The sequence below is a fragment of the Pseudocoprococcus catus genome (assembly GCF_019734885.1).
Classification (GTDB): domain Bacteria; phylum Bacillota; class Clostridia; order Lachnospirales; family Lachnospiraceae; genus Coprococcus_A; species Coprococcus_A catus.
Window position 1 is genome coordinate 68848 of the sequence record NZ_JAAXCM010000023.1, and the last position, 21709, is coordinate 90556.

A 21709-nucleotide genomic window follows, 5' to 3' on the forward strand; every position below is an offset into this window, starting at 1 on the left:
TCAAACTGCGGACAGAATTTGTCAAATATGCTATAATGAAGTTTACGATTACAGCAGGCTGTGGCTATTCCGGCCTGCTATACGCTGTGCAGCACAAACACGCATTCACAGCTGAAAGGAGTTTTCATGGCAATTACCAGAATGACTGTTATCAAAGCCTCCTCTGATGCAGATTATCGAAAAGGTCAGGATATTTTTTTGATCGATAAGCGCATTAAAAACTTTGAAACGGATATTAACACACTGACAGATACCCCTATGATCACCGCTACTGTCCTTGATGCAGACGGCAGTGAACATGAAACCCAGGTATCCATCGATGAAGATGAGGGCCAGATTGTCGGCAGCTTATGTTCCTGCTCCGATTTTTACCAATCAGAAGGGCTCTGCTGCCACTGCGTCGCTATTCTTTTGAAATATATCTCCAGACGACATATTCAAACAAGCTTTCCGTCAAAAAAACAAAATCGGATTGGCCAGACATTGATTGAATCTTATATTCATCAATCTTCCGGCAGCCACTATCCTGCTGAAGCATCTGAAACCAAAGTTCTGATTGAATTGGAGCCAATTCTTCATAAACAATATCATAAACTTTCCGTCGACTTCAAGATTGGCACCGGCAAGAAATACGTCATCAAAGACTTGCTGGAGTTTGCCCGCCTTATTCGTCAAGGTGAATTATTTCAATATGGAAAGAATCTGAAATTTTTCCATGAACCTGCGGCTTTCACTTCTGAGAGCCGCAGCATGCTGGCGTTTATTATGCAGCGGATTGAAGAGTACGAATACCATTTCCACTGTGTTCAGGACAGCACCTATCGTTTCCAGACAATGAAGGCACTGCGTTACCTTCCGCTGTCTCCAACCGCTGTCGACATGTTTCTGAATATGATGATCGGACATACGCTTCAGTTTGATCTCGATGATCATATCCGGCCCATTTATGTTACAGACGGAGACCCGGAACTTACACTTGAACTCAAAGCCAAAGATAGTGACACCTACCATCTGACCATCGAAGATTGTCTGATACTCTCCGGTGCCCGGACGTTCTGGATTCTAAAAGATAAAATCCTGTATCGCTGCTCAGAAGCCTTCAAAAAGGACATGCAGCCCTATCTGACAGAGTTAAATCGTCAGAAAGTCCGTGAAATCACACTTTCCGAGAAACAGCTTCGACCTTTTTACGGCAGTGTACTGAAGCATCTGGAAGCCCATACAGATTTTCACACTGAAGGTGTTGATCTGACCGGTTATGAACCGCCTGAAGCGCATTTCAGTATTTACCTTGACAATCCGGCTGAGAATATCATCAGTTGTACAGCTTATGCCCGTTATGGCGAAGAAACATTTTCTCTTGCCACGCCTATCTCCTGTGAAGATGGTTTTCGTGATGCCGCTATGGAGAACAAAATCCTGACGGCTATTCAGACTTATTTTCAGCCTGCCTCAGTATCCGGGAATGAAGATTCCCCTGTTGCTGATGCTGATTTTATCATCAGTCATGACGATCAGGCTGCTTTCCTCTTTCTGGAACAGGGACTGCCGCATTTTTATGAACTGGCCGAGGTTTTCATTTCCTCCAATATGAAACGGATCCGCATTCTGTCTGCACCAAAGACTGCCGTTGGTGTATCCGTATCCAAGGGTCTTCTTGAAATAGATATTCAGTCTGACAGTCTGCCTTATGATGAACTGGCCGGCATTCTGAACAGTTACAGACGCCGACAGAAATACTACAAATTGAAATCCGGAGAATTTCTCAAATTGGAGAATAATTCTCTCAGCGTTTTATCTGAATTGGCAGACGGACTTCGGCTCTCTGAACAGGCTATCCGTGGTGGCAGGATTTCTGTGCCTTTATATCGCGCATCCTATATTGATGCCGTTCTTACCAGCCACAACAGTGATATGCAGTCCCACAGAGACCGTTATTTCAAATCACTGATTCGTGATATGAAATCTGTGGCTGACAGCGATTATGAAGTTCCTGATGCCATGAAACCCATTCTGCGTGACTATCAGAAAACCGGCTATCGCTGGCTCTGTACCATTGCACAGCTTGGATTTGGCGGTATCCTTGCTGACGATATGGGACTTGGAAAAACTTTGCAGATCATCACACTGTTGGAACATGCCAGGCTTGAAGCGATATCCAAAACTGTCGATTTGGCAGAAACTGCTTCCCATACAGCATGTCCGCCTCCTGTTAGTCTGATCGTCTGCCCTTCGTCACTTGTTTACAACTGGGACAGTGAAATCGAGCATTTCGCACCCAATCTGAAAACCTTGCTCATCACCGGTACCGCTCAAGAACGGCAGGAATTATTGACACACTATGCAGATTATGATATTCTCATCACTTCATACGACATGCTGAAACGTGACATTGCCAGCTATGAAAATCTCCATTTTCATTATCAGATCATCGATGAAGCGCAATATATCAAAAATCACCACACCCAGGCTGCACGCTCTGTCTGCAGCATTCATTCTGTTACCCGCTTTGCACTGACAGGTACACCTATTGAAAACCGTCTCAGTGAATTGTGGAGTATTTTTGAATATCTGATGCCAGGATTCTTATATCCTTATGCTTATTTCCGCTCAGAACTGGAACAGCCGATTGTAGAAAATAAGGATAAAATCGCTGCCACGAGGCTTCAGCAGCTTGTCCGTTCTTTTATCATGCGGCGTCTGAAAACAGATGTCTTAAAGGAACTGCCGGACAAACTGGAACATGCGGTTTATGCCCAGATGACGGATGAACAGAAGAAGCTTTACACTGCCAATGCACTGAAACTCCAGAAAAATCTGGAACAGCAGAGCGACAGTATGTTTAAGACGAGTAAAATCCAAATTTTGGCTGAATTAACCAAACTGCGCCAACTCTGCTGCGACCCGTCCTTAATCTATCAGAATTACCATGGCGGCTCAGCGAAACTGGACACCTGTATCCAGCTCATTGAAAATGCCATGGCTGGCGGCCACAAAATTCTTCTGTTTTCACAGTTCACATCTATGTTGGATGTGATTGAACGCCGTCTGAAAACAGAACGCATTCTCTACTATCGGCTGGACGGCAGTACAAAGAGCGAGCAGCGCACCCGCCTTGTCAATGCTTTTAATGATAACAAAGTTCCCGTGTTCCTGATTTCTCTAAAAGCTGGCGGCACAGGTCTCAATCTCACCGGAGCCGACATCGTCATCCACTATGACCCATGGTGGAATGCCGCTGCTCAGAATCAGGCAACTGACCGTGCACACCGTATCGGGCAGAAACACACTGTCACTGTTTATAAACTGATTGCACGGCACACCATTGAAGAAAAAATACTGGAACTTCAGGAAAACAAAAAAGCACTGTCAGACCAGATACTCTCAGAGGAAGGCGTCACAGCCAGCCATCTAACCAAAGAAGATCTGCTGCAGATCCTCCAATAGCCGTTCAAACACATACAGAGTGCGGTCTTAGGCAATCTATAAAGGGAATCGAAAGGTGTTAGCCGTCACAGGCACCTTCGCACTGCCGACGTGTGCAACGGTACTAAGGTGCAAAAAAACTGCGCCTAAGGACCGGCCACGTCGAAGCACCTGTAATGGCTAACACCTTTCGATTCCCTTATTTATGTTTTTGTCCGCACTCTTGTATTTTGATTGACTCATTATGCTTATCATTCGATTTTGATACTATTGATTTTCAGCATACATCGTTTCAAAATCTTATGGTTGCACTTTTTTGGCTTCAGATTTTGCAGTGCCTGCTTAATCTTTTACTTATCTCTTTCGAGAAATTTCCTGACATAAATGCCAGTGTAAGAGTTCGGATTCTCTGCGATTTCTTCCGGTGTACCGCAGGCAACAATCGTACCGCCTCTGGCACCGCCTTCCGGTCCAACATCAATGATGTAGTCTGCGGTTTTGATGACGTCCAGATTATGCTCAATAACAACAACAGTGTTCCCGCCTTCAGCCAGTCGTCTGAGGATTTCTGTCAGTTTGTGAACATCGGCAAAATGAAGACCGGTTGTCGGCTCGTCAAGGATATAAATCGTTCGTCCTGTGCTGCGTTTGCTGAGTTCTGTGGCCAGTTTGATACGCTGTGCCTCACCACCGGATAATGTGGTGGATGGCTGTCCCAGCTTGATATAAGAAAGCCCCACATCATTCAGCGTTTCCAGCTTTCTGCGGATAGACGGCACGTTTTCAAAGAACTTCACTGCTTCTTCGACGGTCATATCCAATACTTCATAGATGTTCTTGCCCTTATACTTCACTTCCAGTGTTTCTCTGTTATAACGCTTGCCATGGCACACTTCACAAGGGACATAAATATCTGCCAGGAAATGCATCTCAATCTTGATAATACCATCACCGGCACAGGCTTCACACCGTCCGCCCTTCACATTAAAGCTGAAACGCCCTTTCTTGTAACCTCGCTCTTTTGCATCCACTGATGAGGCAAATAAATCACGGATCAGATCAAACACGCCGGTATAAGTTGCCGGATTGGAACGCGGTGTACGACCAATCGGAGACTGATCAATATTGATCACCTTGTCCAGCTGTTCCATTCCAAGGATGTCATCATGCTTACCCGGATGGATGGTTCTTGCATGATTCAGGTCTCTCGCCAGATGCTTGTAAAGGATTTCATTCACTATGGAACTCTTGCCTGAACCGGACACGCCTGTCACACAGGTCATCACTCCCAAAGGAATATCTACATTGATATGCTTCAGATTGTTCTCTGCCGCACCGATAATATGCAAAAATCCTGTCGGCTTCCTTCTCTCTTTTGGTACCGGAATTCTGATCCTACCGCTCAAGTAAGCACCTGTTACGGACTTCTCACACTTCATGATATCCTGTGCGGTTCCTTCTGCCACCAAATATCCTCCATGCTCACCTGCTCCCGGTCCGATATCCACAATCCAGTCCGCTTCCAGCATGGTATCCTCATCATGCTCCACCACAATCAGAGTGTTGCCCAGATCTCTCAAATTCTTCAATGTCTTCAGCAGCTTATCATTGTCTCTCTGATGCAGACCGATGCTTGGTTCATCCAGAATGTAAGCCACTCCAACAAGCCCGGAACCTATCTGTGTTGCCAATCGAATGCGCTGTGCCTCTCCTCCGGACAGTGTTGCTGTTGCTCTTGAAAGCATCAGATAATCCAGACCTACATCAATCAGAAATCCCAGTCTTGCACGGATTTCCTTAATGACCTGATCGCCGATCAAATGCTGCTGTGTCGTCAATTCAAGTTGATCCATAAATGCATTCAGATCTGTAATAGACAGCTCTGTCAATTCACTGATATTCCTGCCGCCGATAGTTACCGCCAATGACTCTTTCTTCAGACGTCTGCCGCCACACTCTTTACACGGGGTAATGGTCATGAAATTCTCATACTCCTGCTTCGTCAGCTCTGAACCGGTTTCTCTGTACCGACGTTCCACATTCTTGATCAGGCCTTCAAAAGCAACATCATAAACACCTTCACCGCGCTGTCCGCGATAATGAACTCTTACTTCACGTCCGCCTGTACCATGTAAAATGACGTCCTTGATTTCCTGCGGATAATCTCTGAATGGCGTATCCAGATCAAAATGATAAGCCTCCGCCAAAGCCACAAGAATAGCGTGGGTAAAGCTGGAAGCATCCGCTGACGACTGCCATCCCATCACCGCAATGGCTCCCTGGGAAATGCTCAGGGAAGTATCCGGTATCATCAGTTCCGGTGAAAACTCCATCTTATAACCTAAGCCATGGCATACAGGACAAGCACCAAAAGGATTATTAAATGAAAAGCTTCTCGGTTCAATCTCCTCAAAACTGATCCCGCAGTCCGGGCATGAAAAACTCTGACTGAATGTCATACTGTCTTCCTGATCCGGAAGATCCACAATCGCCAATCCCTCTGCCAGTTTCAGCGTGGTCTCCAGTGAATCTGTCAGTCGCTTCTCGATACCCTCACGAACCATCAGCCGGTCTACAATAATGGAAATATTATGTTTCTTATTCTTCTCAAGCTTAATCTCTTCCGACAATTCATACTGATGGCCATCCACCATCACACGTACATAGCCGCTCTTTCTTGCCTGCTCAAAAATCTTTACATGCTCGCCCTTACGGCCTCGTACAACCGGAGACAGAAGCTGAATCTTCGTTCTCTCAGGCAAGGCCATCACTGCATCCACCATCTGATCCACTGTCTGCTTCTTGATCTCCTTGCCGCACTTCGGACAATGAGGCGTTCCGATTCTGGCATACAGCAATCGATAATAATCATAAATCTCTGTCACTGTTCCCACAGTGGACCGCGGGTTTCTATTTGTTGACTTCTGATCAATAGAAATGGCCGGAGACAGACCAGATATACTCTCTACATTCGGTTTCTCCATCTGACCAAGGAACTGTCTGGCATAGGATGACAGAGACTCCATATAACGTCTCTGTCCCTCCGCATAAATCGTATCAAAAGCCAGAGAAGATTTACCTGAGCCACTGAGTCCCGTCAATACAACCATCTTATTGCGCGGTATCTTCACATCAATGCCTTTTAAGTTATGTTCTCTGGCACCCTTTATATCTATAAAATCTTTCTGCGTCAATTCTGACATCGTTACTTCCTTTCTTAATCTTCCTCTATCTCATGGATCATCTTCTTCAATTCCATGATCTTGTCTCTCAGCATAGCCGCTTTCTCAAAATCAAGCTCTGCCGCAGCTGAATGCATCTGCTTCATCAGCTTGCGGATCGCCGCATTCAGCTCTTTATAACTCATAGACTCCGCGTCTTTAACAAAACTGTCTTCAGACTTATCCGCTGCCTCCGAGATACTAATCAAATCTCTGACAGCCTTCTGGATTGTCTTCGGAGTAATGCCATGAGCTTCATTATAAGCCTGCTGAATGGCCCGTCTTCGATTAGTCTCGGTAATCGCCTTATCCATAGAATCTGTGATTCTGTCCGCATACATAATGACATGTCCCTCTGTATTACGGGCCGCACGGCCAATGGTCTGGATCAATGATGTCTCTGAACGCAGAAACCCCTCCTTGTCTGCATCAAGAATCGCCACCAGCGTAATCTCAGGAATATCCAGACCCTCTCGCAGGAGGTTGATGCCTACAAGTACATCAAAGACATTCAATCGGAGATTTCTCACGATCTCCGACCGCTCCAGCGTATCAATATCTGAATGCAGATATCGGACGCGGATGCCCAGTTCTTTCATATAATCCGTCAAATCCTCAGCCATTCGCTTCGTCAGTGTAGTGATCAATATCTTATGTCCATGCTCAATTTCCTTATTCACCTCGGAAATCAGATCATCGATCTGTCCTTCCACTGGCCGTACACTGATCTCCGGATCCAGCAGTCCAGTCGGTCGGATCACCTGTTCTGCTCTCAGCAATTCATGTTCACCCTCATAGACATTCGGTGTCGCAGAGACAAAAAGCATCTGGCTGATATGGGATTCAAATTCTTCAAAATTAAGCGGACGGTTATCCTTAGCCGAAGGCAGCCTGAATCCGTAATCTACCAATGTTGTCTTTCGTGACTGGTCACCGGCATACATCCCCCGCACCTGCGGAATTGTAATATGGGACTCATCTACGATCATCAGAAAATCATCCGGAAAATAATCCAGAAGCGTATGCGGCGGCTCTCCCGGCTTCAATCCGGACAAATGTCTGGAATAATTCTCTATACCGGAACAAAAGCCGGTTTCACGCATCATCTCTATGTCAAACTTCGTTCTCTCTGCAATTCGCTGTGCCTCCAGAAGCTTATCTTCACGCTTAAACCATTCCACCCGTTCTTTCAATTCTTCTTCAATCGCACAAATCGCCTTCTCCATCTTCTCCGGTGCAACAACATAATGAGATGCCGGGAAAATAGCTACATGCTCCAGTTTTGCCTTCGCACTGCCTGTTAATGCATCAAATTCCGTAATTCTGTCAATCTCATCTCCAAAAAACTCCACACGTACCGCTGTATCCGTTGCATTCGCCGGAAAAATCTCCACCACATCCCCGCGTACTCTAAAGGTACCGCGCTTAAAATCCATATCATTACGTACATACTGGATATCGATCAACTTACGGATGACATCATCTCTGTCTTTCAGCATGCCGGGACGCAAAGAAATCACCATCTCCTGATAATCGATGGGACTGCCCAGACCATAAATACAGGAAACAGACGAAATGATAATCACATCACTGCGCTCCGATAATGCCGCTGTCGCAGAATGACGCAGCTTATCAATTTCATCATTGATCGCTGAATCCTTCTCTATATAAGTATCCGAAGAGGGTACATAAGCCTCCGGCTGATAATAATCATAATAGGAGACAAAATACTCAACTGCATTATTCGGAAAGAATTCTTTGAATTCGCTATAAAGCTGTGCAGCCAGCGTTTTATTATGTGCAATAATGAGTGTTGGCCTATTTAATTCCTTGATAACATTTGCCATTGTAAAAGTCTTGCCAGACCCCGTAACCCCTAGTAAAGTCTGGCATTGGTTGCCTTTCTGGAAACCTTTCACAAGCTGTTCGATAGCCTGCGGTTGATCTCCTGTAGGAGCATATTCTGATACCAGTTCGAAGTGATCCATAGTCAAAAACCTCCTTACTATTTTCATTATTAACCCGAAAATTCGTACATGTCAGGTGAAAAATACGTTCCAATTTTGCTGAAAAATAGGTAAAAAAACGCCAATGTACGAATTTGGTCACCCAAGTGGATATTTTCCGGTTCGCAACACCTCGTACTATCCTCCATGATTTGATACTACAGTATACCACAATTTATCCCTTTTCAAAACTATAAAGACCTATTAGTCAATCATAATACCTAAGCACACAGAACAGCATTACTGATATTTTTCTGCATTTTTATTCCATATATTGTATTCTTATGCACGAACATACGTTCAATTTTAGTATATCTGTTCTTGTGTATTTCGTCAATAAAAGAATTTTTCTACTATCTACTTTTCTCTTTCCCGTAAAAAAAAGAGCATACAGCAAATAACCTGCAGTATACCCTTTTCTATTGATTTCCCATATAGATTAAGCCAATCTATGCAGAACTTTCTTTCCATATTTTTCTTTTAGTATTTGAATATCTTCACTATCATATGGATGCACTTCATCTATAAATGCATCAATCTCCTCTACCCCTCCTTCTATTAATGCCTGCTTGTCTGTATAGACATCAAATGTAATAATCGATTTGGAATGTCCTAACGACGCTGCTATTGCCTTTTGATTGATATCATTCTTCATTAATAATGTGGTATACGTATGACGTAAATCATGAAATCGTATATATGGCAATCCTGCTTCTTCTATTAGTTTTTTATAATGGGTATATATGTATGTGGTAGATCTTGGTCTTCCATAACTAGAACAACAAATGTAATCCATATCTTGAAATACCCATCTTCCATGCTGTCTCCTGCTTCGGTTTTTCTCATATTTTTTCCTTTCTTCTAGTATTTCGCTAAATAAAAAATTAGGAATTTTCTCCACACGATTACTTGCAGGTGTCTTCACATCAATTTCCTGCTTTGTTCGTGTCTTTGGTGCTATTTCATTTTCGTCTACCTCTAAACTTCTTCCTAATTGCCGTTCTATTTTTAATGTGCGATTTTCATAATCTATATCTGTGTACTTTATTCCACTGATTTCACTTTTCCTTAATCCCATTAAGAGTGCAAATAATATATACAGATAAATACGTGTATCTTTTGCTACTTTTATTAAATGCTTTACCTGCTCCAACGCGTACGTTTTTGATTCATCAATTACGATTTCATGGTATGGAACCTTTTTCGCACCTTTAGGAAGATTTAATCCCTCCGCCGGATTATATGTAATCAAATTTTTAGAAAGTGCAAATTCTAATGAGGTATTCAAAATCGGCTTAGCTATTCTTGGAATGGAACTATATTTTTCAACCAACTTTTTATACAATTTTGAAATGTGCCCCTGATTTAACTTTACTAAAGTTAATTTTCCCAATTCTGGAATAATGTGCTTTTCAATACAATTTTTATAAGTATTGTAAGTACAAGCACTTACACCTTCCTTGCTTCTTATAATATTTTCCAACCAATACGTCAGTAGCTCTTCCACTTTTATATTTTTATAAACAACATATTTCTTATCGTGTAATTGAGCAATTACATGATTTCTTTCTTTTTCTGCCTCTTCTTTCTTTGCAAAACCAGAATGTTGGGATTCCTTTTCTTCCATATCATCAAATATCACAGTTACACGAAATCCAAACTTTCCTTTAATTTTTATCACATTGCCAACACGATAATCTACATACGCTCTGAGTTTTATTTTATTTAGATCCATACGCTGCCTCCTCTGCTAGAAATTCCTTATTCAAAAAATCTGTAATCTGATTTCCACCCTCAATTACTTCCAGGTAAAATTCAAATGTTGTATGTACGGAATGATGCCCCAGCAATGCTGATATTTTCGTTAAAGGCACTCCTCTCTCAGCTAGAATTGTAGCATACATATGTCTTAATCCATGCACTGTAATATGTGGCAATCCATTTCTTTCACATAGTCTCCTGATTTCTGTATTTAAAGAACACAACCCTCTTGGATTTCCATTTTTCTGACAAGAAATAAAATTCTGATCTTGAAAGTCTTCTCCCATTCTTTCCTTCAGTAATTGAATTCTATCTTTTCTGCGTTCGACTTCCACCAATATAATTTCGGGCACTTTTAATCTGCGTTTTCCACTTTCGCTTTTTGGATCACGTAAAATACTCTGATACTTTATAATTTCATAAGTTCCCTCCTTGGTTTCTATATCAGCTACCAACTGTCTTTGAACTGTGACCGTTCTTTCTTCAAAATCAAAATCGTCAAATTTCAGTCCTAATATTTCCCCTTTTCTCAGGCCACAATATAACCCCAAAATAATCTCTAAAAACCAATTTCTTTCTTTTGCGGCTGTCAAAAAGCATCTTGTCTGACTTTTATTTAAAACGGTAATCTTTCTTTTGGGTCTTGGATATGTTTTCGTTGCTTTTACTGGATTATTATCTATTAAACGAAGAAACTGTGCATCTTTCATTGCAATATATAATGTTTCCCTGCTTTTGAATCCTGCCGATTTGCAGTATTTTGCCACTTTATCCAATAACTCATTCAAATAATCTGTGCTGACAAACTTCAATTTTATTTTTTCATCTATATTAGGTAATAGCATTCCATATAGCACATAGGATACTAAATATCGGGTAGTTGACTGTACTCTTTCGGAAAAGATACTCACATACCAATAAAGTAAGAAGTTTTTTAATGTTACCTCTTTATCCACTTCTAAAAAGGTCATATTCATCTTCCTATCAAATTCTTTTATATGTTCCTGATACGCTTTTTCTGCTTCTTCAGCTGTTTCAAATCCACCCTTTTTCCCATATTTGATTGTATAATCCGGCAATAATTTTTTTGTTCTATGATTCCAGGTATTTCTCTCAAAAAATGCATGTGGATATTTTTTTACTTTCTTAACCATTCTTTCACCTCTGCTCTATATAGTTTCTCCATTCATCCATCTATCAAAAGAATCCTTAGGCACCCGATATATTCTTCCTATTTTTATAACCCGAAACGGTTCCTGCTTTTTATTTACAGAATCCAGAAATTCATATACCTTACTCCTTCCAATTCCTAAAATCACTTGTATTTCATCCGCGCTATATACTTTTTTGGTAACCTCCATATCTGCCATATTCCACCTCCTTCCCAATTTAAATGACATCTATGTATCCTGTTTCTAGTTTCTTAAACTCACTTCACAAAAGAGCACACAAAAGTTCGAAGCTTTGTATGCCATTCTATGAACTATAATTTCAGCTATTTAGGATTTGTTCTTGCAACTGTTGGATTCATTTTGAGAAAAATTTAAGAAAAAGACACCAAAACTAAATCTGTTTGATGTCTTTCTAAAGAATTATAGGAATAACAATTCCAAAATTATGATACTCTGTCATTAGCAGAGCAAATCTGTAATATATTTGAATTTCTTCAAATAAAAATTCTATTATAAAACTACGATTATCTATATCTGTTGTCAAATAAGAAAATACTAACTAATCTTCTGTTCGCCCCATTGAATCTGAAGTTTTCCTTCCTGGTCCACACTGGTTGTCATCAAAAGGGAAAATATCTGGGGATTGATGCCGAATCTTTCATATAGTTCTCCGTTTTCTAGCAATTGATTTTTCATAAACAGGTTAATTTTCTCCTTCGCCAGTATCATCTTTAGCAGGTTCACTTCAATGGAATTTTCATAAATTAAAAATACCACCTGCTTAAAATTTCTGGACGTATACCGGATAAACCGAAAATAATACTGTTCCATAGCCGCATGATTGTAATGAAGCTCTGGTAGGATAATTTTATCCACATCATCTATATTCATAGATTCTGACAAGCTTTGCTGCGTAGAAAGTAATATCCCATTTTCTGTCTTTCTTAGTTTTTCTACAATCCTCTGCCGCTGCTTGCATGGAACTTTATCCCCTGTGATATAAAAGATCTGCCTTTCTGGAAATGCCTGCTTTAAATATCGGTAATAGGAATCTGCCACTTCTATTCTGCGTACTCCAATCGCAACCTTCTCATACTTCCACATCTGCAAAAGACGGATTGCTTTTTTTACCTTCGTAGGTACTTCATTGCTATCGTATTCGTATGCAAGAGAAGGATCTGCACATATCTTCAGAAGGAGCAGCAGTTGCTGCAAAATCCGAAACATGGAATCCTTTCGTGCATTGCCGTAAGCTGCAAAATACTTCCTGCGGATTTTATCAAACTCTTTTACTGCTATTCGATACACTTCTTTTTCCCTTTCGCTAAAAGAACAGGTTCCCTGGTAAATCTTATAAATTTTCCTTCCTACCACTTCTTCAAAATTTTTTGTTATGACTGTTTTTTCTAATAATTCATCTAAAAATGATGCATTATAAATATCCTGATTTGCCTTCTCCAGACCAAACACTGTAATCTTCTTTGGTAAATAGGAATAAGAAAACAGTTCATACCCTCTTTTATAAGCTGGAAATGGCTGATTCAAAAAGAAGTTCCTATTTTTTTCCATCTGTCCGTTTTTGAATCGGTAGATCCATTCATTCTTTGCCAGATAATGAATAGAGTTGTTATAAAGCAGTTCTAATTGAGGTGCTGCTTCTACCACGTTATTTCTTGTCAGTGTTCCTGTTGCCAGCACTTTATATCTGCATTTTCGAAAAACAGAAAGCATTGCTTTTGTACGTTTTGAACTTCCGTTGGTAATTGCATCACTTTCATCAAAAATCAACATGACTTTCTGACAGCGGATACGTAACAGTTTTTTCATCTCCCTTTTTAATTCCGTAAGCAGATTGATAGTCAAGAGCACAATCTGTCCTCTCTGTACCCTTTTTATGTCCTCCCTCTTCCGAATACGGTAAAAATCAATCTGATAGTCTTCCAATATTTCTTCCCATGTATTATTGATTGCCAGGGCTGTGCCGACAATGAATATATTCCGGACAGGATTATATTTCATTCTGTACTGCGCCATTGCCAGTGTACAAAGGCTTTTTCCAGTTCCCATAGAAAACTGTAGGGCAACGTATCGTTTCTGCAGCAGTTTATTCACTTCTTTTTTCTGTACAGCATTCAGATATTTGACCTCCCCTGTCATTTGACTTGTTACATGCCAATTTTCCAGATATTCTGCAATTTTGTCATCCTGCTTCATTTTCTCAAAAGATGTTTCCTGCAATGCAAATTCTCGCCGTTTCTTCTTTAAGAACTGCTCAAATCCAGGAACTTCTCTTTTGGATAATACAAAAGAATTGATAGAACCCAAATTCATATCGGTCCCATTTTCCCGATAATCCTTTTCTTTAAATCCATAAGTTGTCTTTACAATCCGGATTTCATTCCTGTATGTCTTATTCGCAGAAGATAAAATCCCCTTTAATTTCCGTAAAACATCTTCCGGCTGTATTTTAATTTTTTCCCACTCCTGCCAGGAGAGTTCCTCCGGTTTCGTCTGCTTCAGGTATTTCTGCAAAATCGCTTCTGCCAGTCCAGCTTTATGAGCGATATTTCGATTTCTTTTGATATCAAACAAAAGTTTCACCGTTTTTTCCTGAAATACCTGTTTCTGCTTTGCCTCTAAATCTGTATTCTGACATTCAAAATAAATATTTGCAGCATTTTTTCTTCGTTCCTGAAGAACCGGTAACACATAAGTTTGATAAATTTCCTGTGGCCGCTTCAGAACTTCCAACTCTGTAGTGTATGGTCTTTCTGTTACATACTGACTCTTTTTCTGCAAAATCATTGCTTTTGTCCGAAAAGATGTCACACCATACTCTTTGAATGCATCTGCCGGCAAAGAAAATTGTACAATCAAATTAAACATGTGATTGATTTCTTCAATATCCCCTTTATTTGAAAAATCATCTGAAAGGAAACTTTCCGAGACCAGCAAAACCAAAAGACCCCCGTTTTTCAGTACCTGATATGCTTTTTTGCAGTAATACATCTGGGAAGATACCGGTGCTTCTTTTGTTCCCCATTCCAGATGAAAGGGCGGATTTCCAAACACAATATCCCCGCTTAAAACAGGGGAATACTGCCGGATATCGCCATATTGCAGGTTTGCCTTCGGGTAGAGGTACTGGGCAATCTTCACCGCTTTCATATCAATTTCTGTTCCATAGATATTACTTTCTGTAGGAAGATAATTAAAAAAATCTCCTTTACCATAAGTCAAATCATAAATTATATCCTTCGGTTCCGGTTTGACGCAGGCAACAAGAAATTCACATATTTCCGCTGGTGTAAAAAACTGTCCCTGCTCTATTTCTTTTTTCGCTTCTGTATAAGCATGAAAATTTTGAAAGTCTTTCCTGTCCAGTCCATGCAGCCCACCATTTCCCATATATACATTAAAAATATCCTCTGGTGTGATCCCATATAGTTCTGCTTCATGGTTTTCCACTAGATACAGAATTTTCGCATTCAATTTTTGCCTTTGCTCCATTGGTATTTGAAGTCCCTTATCTCTTTTGTATTTTCCCATTAGGCCGCCTCCTTATAGCCGAGATACTCTTTGGCAAAAGACAATGCATGTACACCACTGACAAAAACAATATCCCATCTGCCATTTTTAAAATACTTAAATTTAACAACTTTCTTTCCAAGCGCAGGGTGTTCATCAAAAATCCCTTCTTTCTCTTTTTTCCCGCTATATGAAAAACTTACAAATCTTTCCAGCCAGCCATCATAAATAGAAACTTGTTCTTTACTGGAGTCAAAAAAAGTCAATGCCCGTAAAAGTGCTTTATATTTTTCACTATCCAGACAGATTTCGTATTCTCCCCAAAGATCTGTTTTGCTGCATAACAGGTTTTGAATGGACAGTTTTTTACTTTGCAATTTATATTTTGCATAGGTCACTCCTGCTTTTGCATCTGTTTTAATCTCCTGCTCCACTTTCTCCTGAAAACTAAAACCGCCCAGATAAGAAAAAATATCATCCAAAATCAACGGATACTCAATTCTGGCAAACAAAACTTCATGAAGATTTTCTTCTTTCTGTTTACAGCATTTCTTCCTTTCTTCCCGATAAATTTGCTTCTCTTCTTCTGTTAAAGAAGAAATCCGCTTATGTAATACGGGTTCTGCAGAATCCTGCAGGGAAATATAGCGTTCATACGAATGTTTCTGTATGGCAAGACCATATTTCCGGTTAAAGAAGGAAATAATGGTTCTGATAAAATGATTATGTACCTTTTCCATCAGTTCTATTTGTTTCTTTTTATCCATACAAATCAGGTTCTGTTTGTACACCCTATCTGCATATTTCTGTACCTTTCCATAAAAGGTCAGTTCCTGCTGGTGCAGTGTTTCCATATCTACAAACATACTTAAAAAATGATTTCTGGTACTGTCATATAATTTTTGCTGTATCTGACAAAATTGCTGGTCTTCTTTGGACAGCCTGGTCTTATTTTGGATTTTGACACGTTGTAATTTTTCCAATACATCATTCATATCTCTGTTCCTTTCTCTTCATAAGAAAAGGCAGAAGAATGTTCTAATCCTTCTGCCTGTGTTTCTATTCTCTTAAAATTTTTATATTCCTATGCAGCCTTTTTTTCTTCTTCTCCTTTTAGAAGCCTTAATTTTTCTTCTGCATAATGAACAAATTCTACCATTTCCTGCGGATAACGAATCCGCCCTTTCCCCTGACATTGCACAATCTTCCCTCTTCTCCAGTCAACCGTAAAAAAGGGCTTATCCGGATCGGTCTTTTTCCGGATAAAATACACATCACATTCCCGATTGGCAATATGAGGGATATAACTTCCTACACAATGTCCTAACGCCTGTCCTTCTTTTTGGATTTCCTGATAATTTCCAGGAACTTTTAAGATATAGTCCTGATTCTGAATTTGTTTCCCCAGTAGTTTTATATCTTTCTTCAAAAGTTGGTTCACAGTTCTTCTTTCTTTTGCCTGTTTTTTTCTTTCCATCTTATCTTGTTGTTTTTGATACTCCCGGAAAGTCTTGTCGTGAACATCTTTAAAATTTTTTGGAAACAGAACGTATCGGCTTTTCAGATCATATTCCAATTTTTCTGCCCACTCAATATAATCTTTCCAGCTTCTTATATACGTCTGATAACATTTCATTTCTGCATGACTGATACCAGATACATCACCGGACAACTTATATGCCTTTCCTTTTTCTTCTTTTTCAATCTGCTTTGCCAGATAACTCACAATTTTCCGAATAGATGCATACTGGTTTAATTCCAAGAAATCTCTATTACTCTCAAAAATTTTACAATATGCAAAAATTTCCTGTTCCGACAAATGGATTTTTAGTTTTTCCATTTTCTGTAAAACGCCCCATTCTCTTATCCCCATATTATACTTACTTAGGATAGAGCAATATCGTGAATTTATTCCTAAGAAATGTCTTGTATTCGTTTCCTTTGTTTCTTCCCATTCGTTTGGAAGCTGATATAGGCATTCCAAAGCGATATAAAACATATTCTGCTTCACGAACTGTTCAAGCAATGGGAATTTTAAATATGTCTTCAGATAATATACAACCGGCAGCTCTACAAAACGATTATTTTTGACAAAATAATCTAAGGAGCAATATTCAAATGGTGTTCCTTTAAAAACATTTTTCAAATTATATGGATACACCATTCCAGGCATTTGGGTTATCGTCTGATATGCTTTTATCGTATAATTCAAATGATATCTGTAGTGAAAATACGGATCTATATATTTCTCTTTCCATACATTCTTATGAGCCAAACAGCTATAAACCGGGTAATAAAAATGGAATTTTTCCTGAAATACAGCCCGATAGTCTTCATGATAAGATAATGTATATTCTCCCGTACCATGCGCAGCATAAGATTTTCTAACTTCAAAATGACGTAGTATGATTCTATCTGATGCTTTTTCAATTTTAACTGCTTCTGAATAATCAGAAAAATATCCTGATTTTCCTTTTGCTTTAAAAATTGATTTCCGCTTGCAAATGGGACACACATATTCTTTGTTATGCCTTGGTATAGATCTCTCCAATTGATATTCCGATTTACAATGACTACATGTGCAATCTATCATCTTTCTTCTGGAATACTGATAGAAAATATATTGACTTTCTTTTAACACCTCGTATTCCAGCCATTTTTCAAATCTCCCAGTCACTGGTTTCACACTGCGAAATAGAGACTCTATATCTTTTATACTTCTTTTTTTTCTTTTTAACGACTTTTCTGCTTTTCTTTTCTGCTGTTCTATTTGTATCAGTTGTATACTGTCTACGGCATCATCTGTACAATGAAAAAACTGTTGAATACTCCTTTTTTCCTTATATGTTCGTATCGCAATCTGAGATATAAATTTCCCCTTTTCAGCTTCCAAGATATCCAAAGTTTTTATAGACCAACGGTTTTCTTTTATAAAATATGTAATAAAGTCTCTATTAGAAAAAAAGATGCGACAGAACGGCTGATATTGCTCCTTTATAATGTTTTCCGCGTCATAAAGATTTAGGATTAAAGTCCGTTTATGTGCTACCGTAGCCTTTTGTACCTTCATCAGATAGTTTTGTCTGCAAAGTTCCATATATTGTTTATCCTTAATACCGGCTTCCACAACAGGTATCTTTTTAAGTAGTGCTTTCTTCATTTTCCTTCTCTCCATTATTATGAAATATATCATCTTCCAAATCTTTTTTTACAGGAATTGCTTCTAAAAAACAGGCTGGTATCTTGAAATATTCTGCAATTTTCTGAAGTTCCCTTTTTAATTCTTCTTCTGCACAAGCCATCTGACATAAGTAAGCAGAAACTTCTGCATTTTTCCAGTATCTTTCAAACTCACAGGACTGAAAAATATCGATATCATCTAAGTTCAAAATTTCCTGTTCCGTCATGCTTTCCGGGCAAAACATCTCCGCATTACGTATATAAATGCTTTTTACCGTAATAATATAATTTTCTCTTTTCATCCTTTACTGTTCCTTCCTTTTTCTTCTACAAGTTCTGCTTTTTCTGCATCAAGAAACTTTTTCGCAGAATCGCGGATTGCCTCTTTTAGTGCCACATCATATTCCATATGATAATCCTCATAATATTTTTGGAATAAAGTGATGCTTCTTTCCTTGTAATCTTCATTTGCTTTCAATTTGCTATACATCTCTTTTGGAAGACAGTCTTCCATATTTTCCAGAACGCTTTCTTTTAAGTACAAATACTTCTGTTCTTCATACGCCTGAAATAATTCCCACTCTGTCAACAGAATTTTCTGCCCATTTCGAACAATTTCCATACCTTCTTATTCACCCTCTTCTCTCATTTTACGCTGCGGCACTAAGGTTGACCGGAAGAACCAGATATACATAACTGTCTTTTTCATCTCTTACAGTACATGGCGTTTTTGCACTCGTAAAATACATGAAGACTTCCTCATCATCAATCACTCGCAGCATCTCTAATAAAAATTTTGGATTAAACCCAATTCGTAATTTCTCTCCCTCTTTTACAACGAACATACTTTCATTCATAGAGCCCATGTTTGATGCTGCTTCCAATGACAAAATATTTTCTTCAATATTTAGAATAATTGGCTTTTTTGCATCGTCCTTCAATAACAAACTTGCTCTGTCAATACATTCCTGTAATTCCTTTTTTTGAACTTTGATTTTTGTTCCATAATCTTTTGATAATAACTGCTCCACTTTTAAATATTCTCCCTCAATCAACCGGGAGATTGCCCTGGTATTTTCTATCTCAAACTGAATATGGTTCTCTGTAAAGTAAACTGCAATTTCCTTCTCCGGATCTCCGCCAATAATCTTGATGATTTCTGCCAGTGTTTTTCCTGGAACAATGACCTTTCGCGGTTCATATTCTTTTTTCAGTTTGATTTTTCTAAGTGAAATACGGTGTCCGTCCAGCGCTACAATTTTCAGTTCTTTTCCATTAATTTCCCACAGTTCTCCTGTCATTGCCTTCTTTGAGGAAGTATCTGCTACTGAAAAAATCGTTTGCCGGATTGCCTCTTTTAAGTCAAACTCTGAAATCGTGACATGATTCTTCCGTTCCATATCGGGAATACAGGTGTACTCTTCTGCTGACTTTACAGAAAGATTATACTTCGTCTTCTTACAGCGTACAGTCGCCTGATCTTTTTCCCCTGTTTCCAGTACGACATCTCCCTCTGGAAGTTTTCTTACAATCTCCCCAAATACTTTTGCCTGGATTGCAATACTGCCTTCCTCTTCAATGTTTCCCGGCATTACTGTTTCAATCCCCAATTCCAGGTTATTCCCGGTAAGGGTAATCTCCTCTTTTTCTGCCCGGAGCAAAAGACACTCCAAAATAGAGGTGGTTGCTTTTGCAGGAACTGCCTTTGCTACAGTCTGAACTGCCTTTGCTAAATCTGTCTTTTTACAAATAATTTTCATAAAATAGTTCTCCTTTCATACAACGATAATGTCTGCTTTTAAAAACTGAATTTGTCCTCCTTTCCATTTCTGCATACAAAAAAAGACACAAAAAACCATACGATTCTTCATGTCTTTCTTTCTATTTCTCAGGATATTCCTTAAAATACTGCTTTTGGCTTCTGCCAAAATGAAATACTAACTACAAATTTTTCCATTTGTAAAAATATATTCAACAATATAATAACACAATATATAGTTTTTTACAATCCATTTTTCCTATATATTGTATGTATAATATTCCCTTATAAAAACTCTTTTTGTCCCATGTTCCAAAGGAACTCTTTAATCGTATCCATCTCCTTTTCTTTACATAAAATGCTTTTATTCTGATATAGGTAAATCATCTGCCCAGTCACATCTATTATAAAATCCTGATTGACAAGATATTCTCCGGAAACGTTTAGAAAAGAGGTCTTTTTTCGTATTGTTTCCAATACTTTCTCTGTCAGTATATAACCCGATTTTTTCTCTCCTTTTTCTGTACAAATATCCCCGGTTTTTAAATCAATATAAACAACTTCGGATAAACACATAGCCCATGCAGAATCCATGCTTTGATCAAACAGGAAAATCGTTTTCCTTGGAAAATACTTTTTGAAAAAGTGCTGATAGATATTTAAACTTTCCACTTGTTCTTTTTCCGTCAAATAATATGCCGTTCTATATTCATAACCGTAAAAAGCCCGATTAGCAGATTTCCCGAAAAAGTAGAGAGAAGTTTTTTGTCCTGTTTCCCGGATATATTTGGCGGCTGTCAGTCCACAATTATCTATCGTATCTTCCAAAAACACGATATCCATAGGACTTTGTTCATTTGCTTTGCGCAAAGCCTTTATCGTAGAATATTCATAAATCGCATATACGTTATCTGGCTGACACGCTTCCTTTCGGATCTTCTTTCGTATATCACCCAGAAGCTTGCTTTCTTTCTGGTAAAATATCGCAATTTTCATCATTTGTATTCCCTCCCCTTTTTCTTTTAGAATAGCATGCTCCGGTAAAACCACAAGGTTCTTTGTTTAAATTGCCTTTTTTATTGCGTAATTGGCTGTTCATGGTATTTTTTAGGGGGCATGTCACCGACACACCCCCGCCATCATCAAATTTCTATGCTACAAATGTGAAAAATTTTTCTTCCACATTCACACGACAGACTCTGTCATTTTCCAGTTCACGATACAGTATGGAAAATACTTCCACTACTTCCTGAATGCTCAATCCTTGAATTTCTATGTTTCGAAAAAGCTCTCCCAAACATACATCGGAATCTCTATATGCTTGCCGTACAAGGTTACAGGCATCTTCTATCGTCTTCACCGTAATACAGATTTCTTCCACTATATGCTCACCCTTTCTTTTTACTGCCAGCTCTGTTTTAGGGCCTTTTAGTAAAATGCCCATTTTCAGCATATCCTGTTTCCAGTCCTGATAGAAAGGATATTCCTGTTTATTAACATATTTGCGAAACAGTCTGTATACCCCTCTTTCTGTATACATTCCTTCCAGGTTCTCCTCATAACAACCATACTGGTTTCTCTGCCGGATATGTTTTAATTTCTGCAAATTCTTATCCGGTATATTTTTTGTCACTATTTGATATTCTTTTTCCATAT

Annotated in this window: 14 protein-coding genes; 1 reads left to right on the forward strand and 13 read right to left on the reverse strand. The window is 39.1% G+C overall.

The window, feature by feature from the left end; all coding sequences use genetic code 11:
- Nucleotides 1–126 precede the first annotated feature (126 nt).
- Nucleotides 127–3447 carry a DEAD/DEAH box helicase gene (locus HED67_RS05800; protein ID WP_221717776.1) on the forward strand — a complete coding sequence of 1107 codons (3321 nt, stop codon included), beginning with the start codon at nt 127–129 and terminating at the stop codon, nt 3445–3447.
- A 329-nt stretch (nt 3448–3776) separates the two neighbouring features.
- On the opposite strand, the gene uvrA is transcribed toward HED67_RS05800, so the two are convergent.
- The 13 genes from uvrA to HED67_RS05865 form a co-directional block, all read right to left on the reverse strand.
- Complete coding sequence (gene uvrA / locus HED67_RS05805) at nt 3777–6629, reverse strand: excinuclease ABC subunit UvrA (protein ID WP_221717777.1); 2853 nt, start codon at nt 6627–6629, stop codon at nt 3777–3779.
- A 14-nt stretch (nt 6630–6643) separates the two neighbouring features.
- Complete coding sequence (gene uvrB, locus HED67_RS05810) at nt 6644–8635, reverse strand: excinuclease ABC subunit UvrB (RefSeq protein ID WP_221717778.1); 1992 nt, start codon at nt 8633–8635, stop codon at nt 6644–6646.
- 457 nt (nt 8636–9092) lie between these two features.
- On the reverse strand, nt 9093–10388 hold the full coding sequence (locus tag HED67_RS05815) for a tyrosine-type recombinase/integrase (protein WP_021740645.1): 1296 nt from the start codon (nt 10386–10388) through the stop codon (nt 9093–9095).
- Nucleotides 10375–11568 carry a site-specific integrase gene (locus HED67_RS05820; protein ID WP_021740644.1) on the reverse strand — a complete coding sequence of 398 codons (1194 nt, stop codon included), beginning with the start codon at nt 11566–11568 and terminating at the stop codon, nt 10375–10377. Before HED67_RS05820 ends, HED67_RS05815 begins: the two co-directional genes overlap by 14 nt.
- Before the next feature lie 15 nt (nt 11569–11583).
- On the reverse strand, nt 11584–11784 hold the full coding sequence (locus HED67_RS05825; RefSeq protein WP_044964841.1) for a helix-turn-helix domain-containing protein: 201 nt from the start codon (nt 11782–11784) through the stop codon (nt 11584–11586).
- A gap of 357 nt (nt 11785–12141) precedes the next feature.
- Nucleotides 12142–15135 (reverse strand): DEAD/DEAH box helicase, encoded by a 2994-nt coding sequence (locus HED67_RS05830; RefSeq protein WP_021740642.1) that lies wholly within the window; start codon nt 15133–15135, stop codon nt 12142–12144.
- Nucleotides 15135–16109 carry a hypothetical protein gene (locus HED67_RS05835; RefSeq protein ID WP_021740641.1) on the reverse strand — a complete coding sequence of 325 codons (975 nt, stop codon included), beginning with the start codon at nt 16107–16109 and terminating at the stop codon, nt 15135–15137. Before HED67_RS05835 ends, HED67_RS05830 begins: the two co-directional genes overlap by 1 nt.
- Before the next feature lie 89 nt (nt 16110–16198).
- Entirely contained in the window at nt 16199–18274 is a 2076-nt protein-coding gene (locus tag HED67_RS05840; protein ID WP_021740640.1) for a PcfJ domain-containing protein, read from the reverse strand.
- Nucleotides 18255–18521: a hypothetical protein gene (locus HED67_RS05845; protein ID WP_221717779.1), complete on the reverse strand. Its 267-nt coding sequence runs from the start codon at nt 18519–18521 to the stop codon at nt 18255–18257. Before HED67_RS05845 ends, HED67_RS05840 begins: the two co-directional genes overlap by 20 nt.
- A gap of 71 nt (nt 18522–18592) precedes the next feature.
- A complete protein-coding gene (locus HED67_RS05850; RefSeq protein ID WP_021740638.1) occupies nt 18593–18916 on the reverse strand; it encodes a hypothetical protein in 324 nt (107 codons plus the stop codon).
- 28 nt (nt 18917–18944) lie between these two features.
- On the reverse strand, nt 18945–20054 hold the full coding sequence (dnaN, locus tag HED67_RS05855) for a DNA polymerase III subunit beta (RefSeq protein ID WP_021740637.1): 1110 nt from the start codon (nt 20052–20054) through the stop codon (nt 18945–18947).
- A 284-nt stretch (nt 20055–20338) separates the two neighbouring features.
- The gene (locus HED67_RS05860; RefSeq protein ID WP_044964836.1) at nt 20339–21052 is read right to left on the reverse strand and encodes a hypothetical protein; all 714 of its coding nucleotides are present in this window, start codon (nt 21050–21052) and stop codon (nt 20339–20341) included.
- A 151-nt stretch (nt 21053–21203) separates the two neighbouring features.
- On the reverse strand, nt 21204–21707 hold the full coding sequence (locus HED67_RS05865) for a hypothetical protein (protein WP_021740634.1): 504 nt from the start codon (nt 21705–21707) through the stop codon (nt 21204–21206).
- Nucleotides 21708–21709: the final 2 nt, after the last annotated feature.

Bases quoted from the DNA above. Each gene is read 5' to 3' on its own strand.
- HED67_RS05860 (WP_044964836.1), bottom strand. From the start codon at position 21,052: ATGATGAAAATTGCGATATTTTACCAGAAAGAAAGCAAGCTTCTGGGT.
- HED67_RS05825 (WP_044964841.1), bottom strand. From the start codon at position 11,784: ATGGCAGATATGGAGGTTACCAAAAAAGTATATAGCGCGGATGAAATA.
- HED67_RS05815 (WP_021740645.1), bottom strand. From the start codon at position 10,388: ATGGATCTAAATAAAATAAAACTCAGAGCGTATGTAGATTATCGTGTT.
- uvrB (WP_221717778.1), bottom strand. From the start codon at position 8,635: ATGGATCACTTCGAACTGGTATCAGAATATGCTCCTACAGGAGATCAA.
- HED67_RS05865 (WP_021740634.1), bottom strand. From the start codon at position 21,707: ATGGAAAAAGAATATCAAATAGTGACAAAAAATATACCGGATAAGAAT.
- dnaN (WP_021740637.1), bottom strand. From the start codon at position 20,054: ATGAAAATTATTTGTAAAAAGACAGATTTAGCAAAGGCAGTTCAGACT.
- HED67_RS05800 (WP_221717776.1), top strand. From the start codon at position 127: ATGGCAATTACCAGAATGACTGTTATCAAAGCCTCCTCTGATGCAGAT.
- HED67_RS05820 (WP_021740644.1), bottom strand. From the start codon at position 11,568: ATGGTTAAGAAAGTAAAAAAATATCCACATGCATTTTTTGAGAGAAAT.
- HED67_RS05835 (WP_021740641.1), bottom strand. From the start codon at position 16,109: ATGAATGATGTATTGGAAAAATTACAACGTGTCAAAATCCAAAATAAG.
- HED67_RS05850 (WP_021740638.1), bottom strand. From the start codon at position 18,916: ATGGAAATTGTTCGAAATGGGCAGAAAATTCTGTTGACAGAGTGGGAA.
- uvrA (WP_221717777.1), bottom strand. From the start codon at position 6,629: ATGTCAGAATTGACGCAGAAAGATTTTATAGATATAAAGGGTGCCAGA.
- HED67_RS05845 (WP_221717779.1), bottom strand. From the start codon at position 18,521: ATGACGGAACAGGAAATTTTGAACTTAGATGATATCGATATTTTTCAG.
- HED67_RS05830 (WP_021740642.1), bottom strand. From the start codon at position 15,135: ATGGGAAAATACAAAAGAGATAAGGGACTTCAAATACCAATGGAGCAA.
- HED67_RS05840 (WP_021740640.1), bottom strand. From the start codon at position 18,274: ATGAAGAAAGCACTACTTAAAAAGATACCTGTTGTGGAAGCCGGTATT.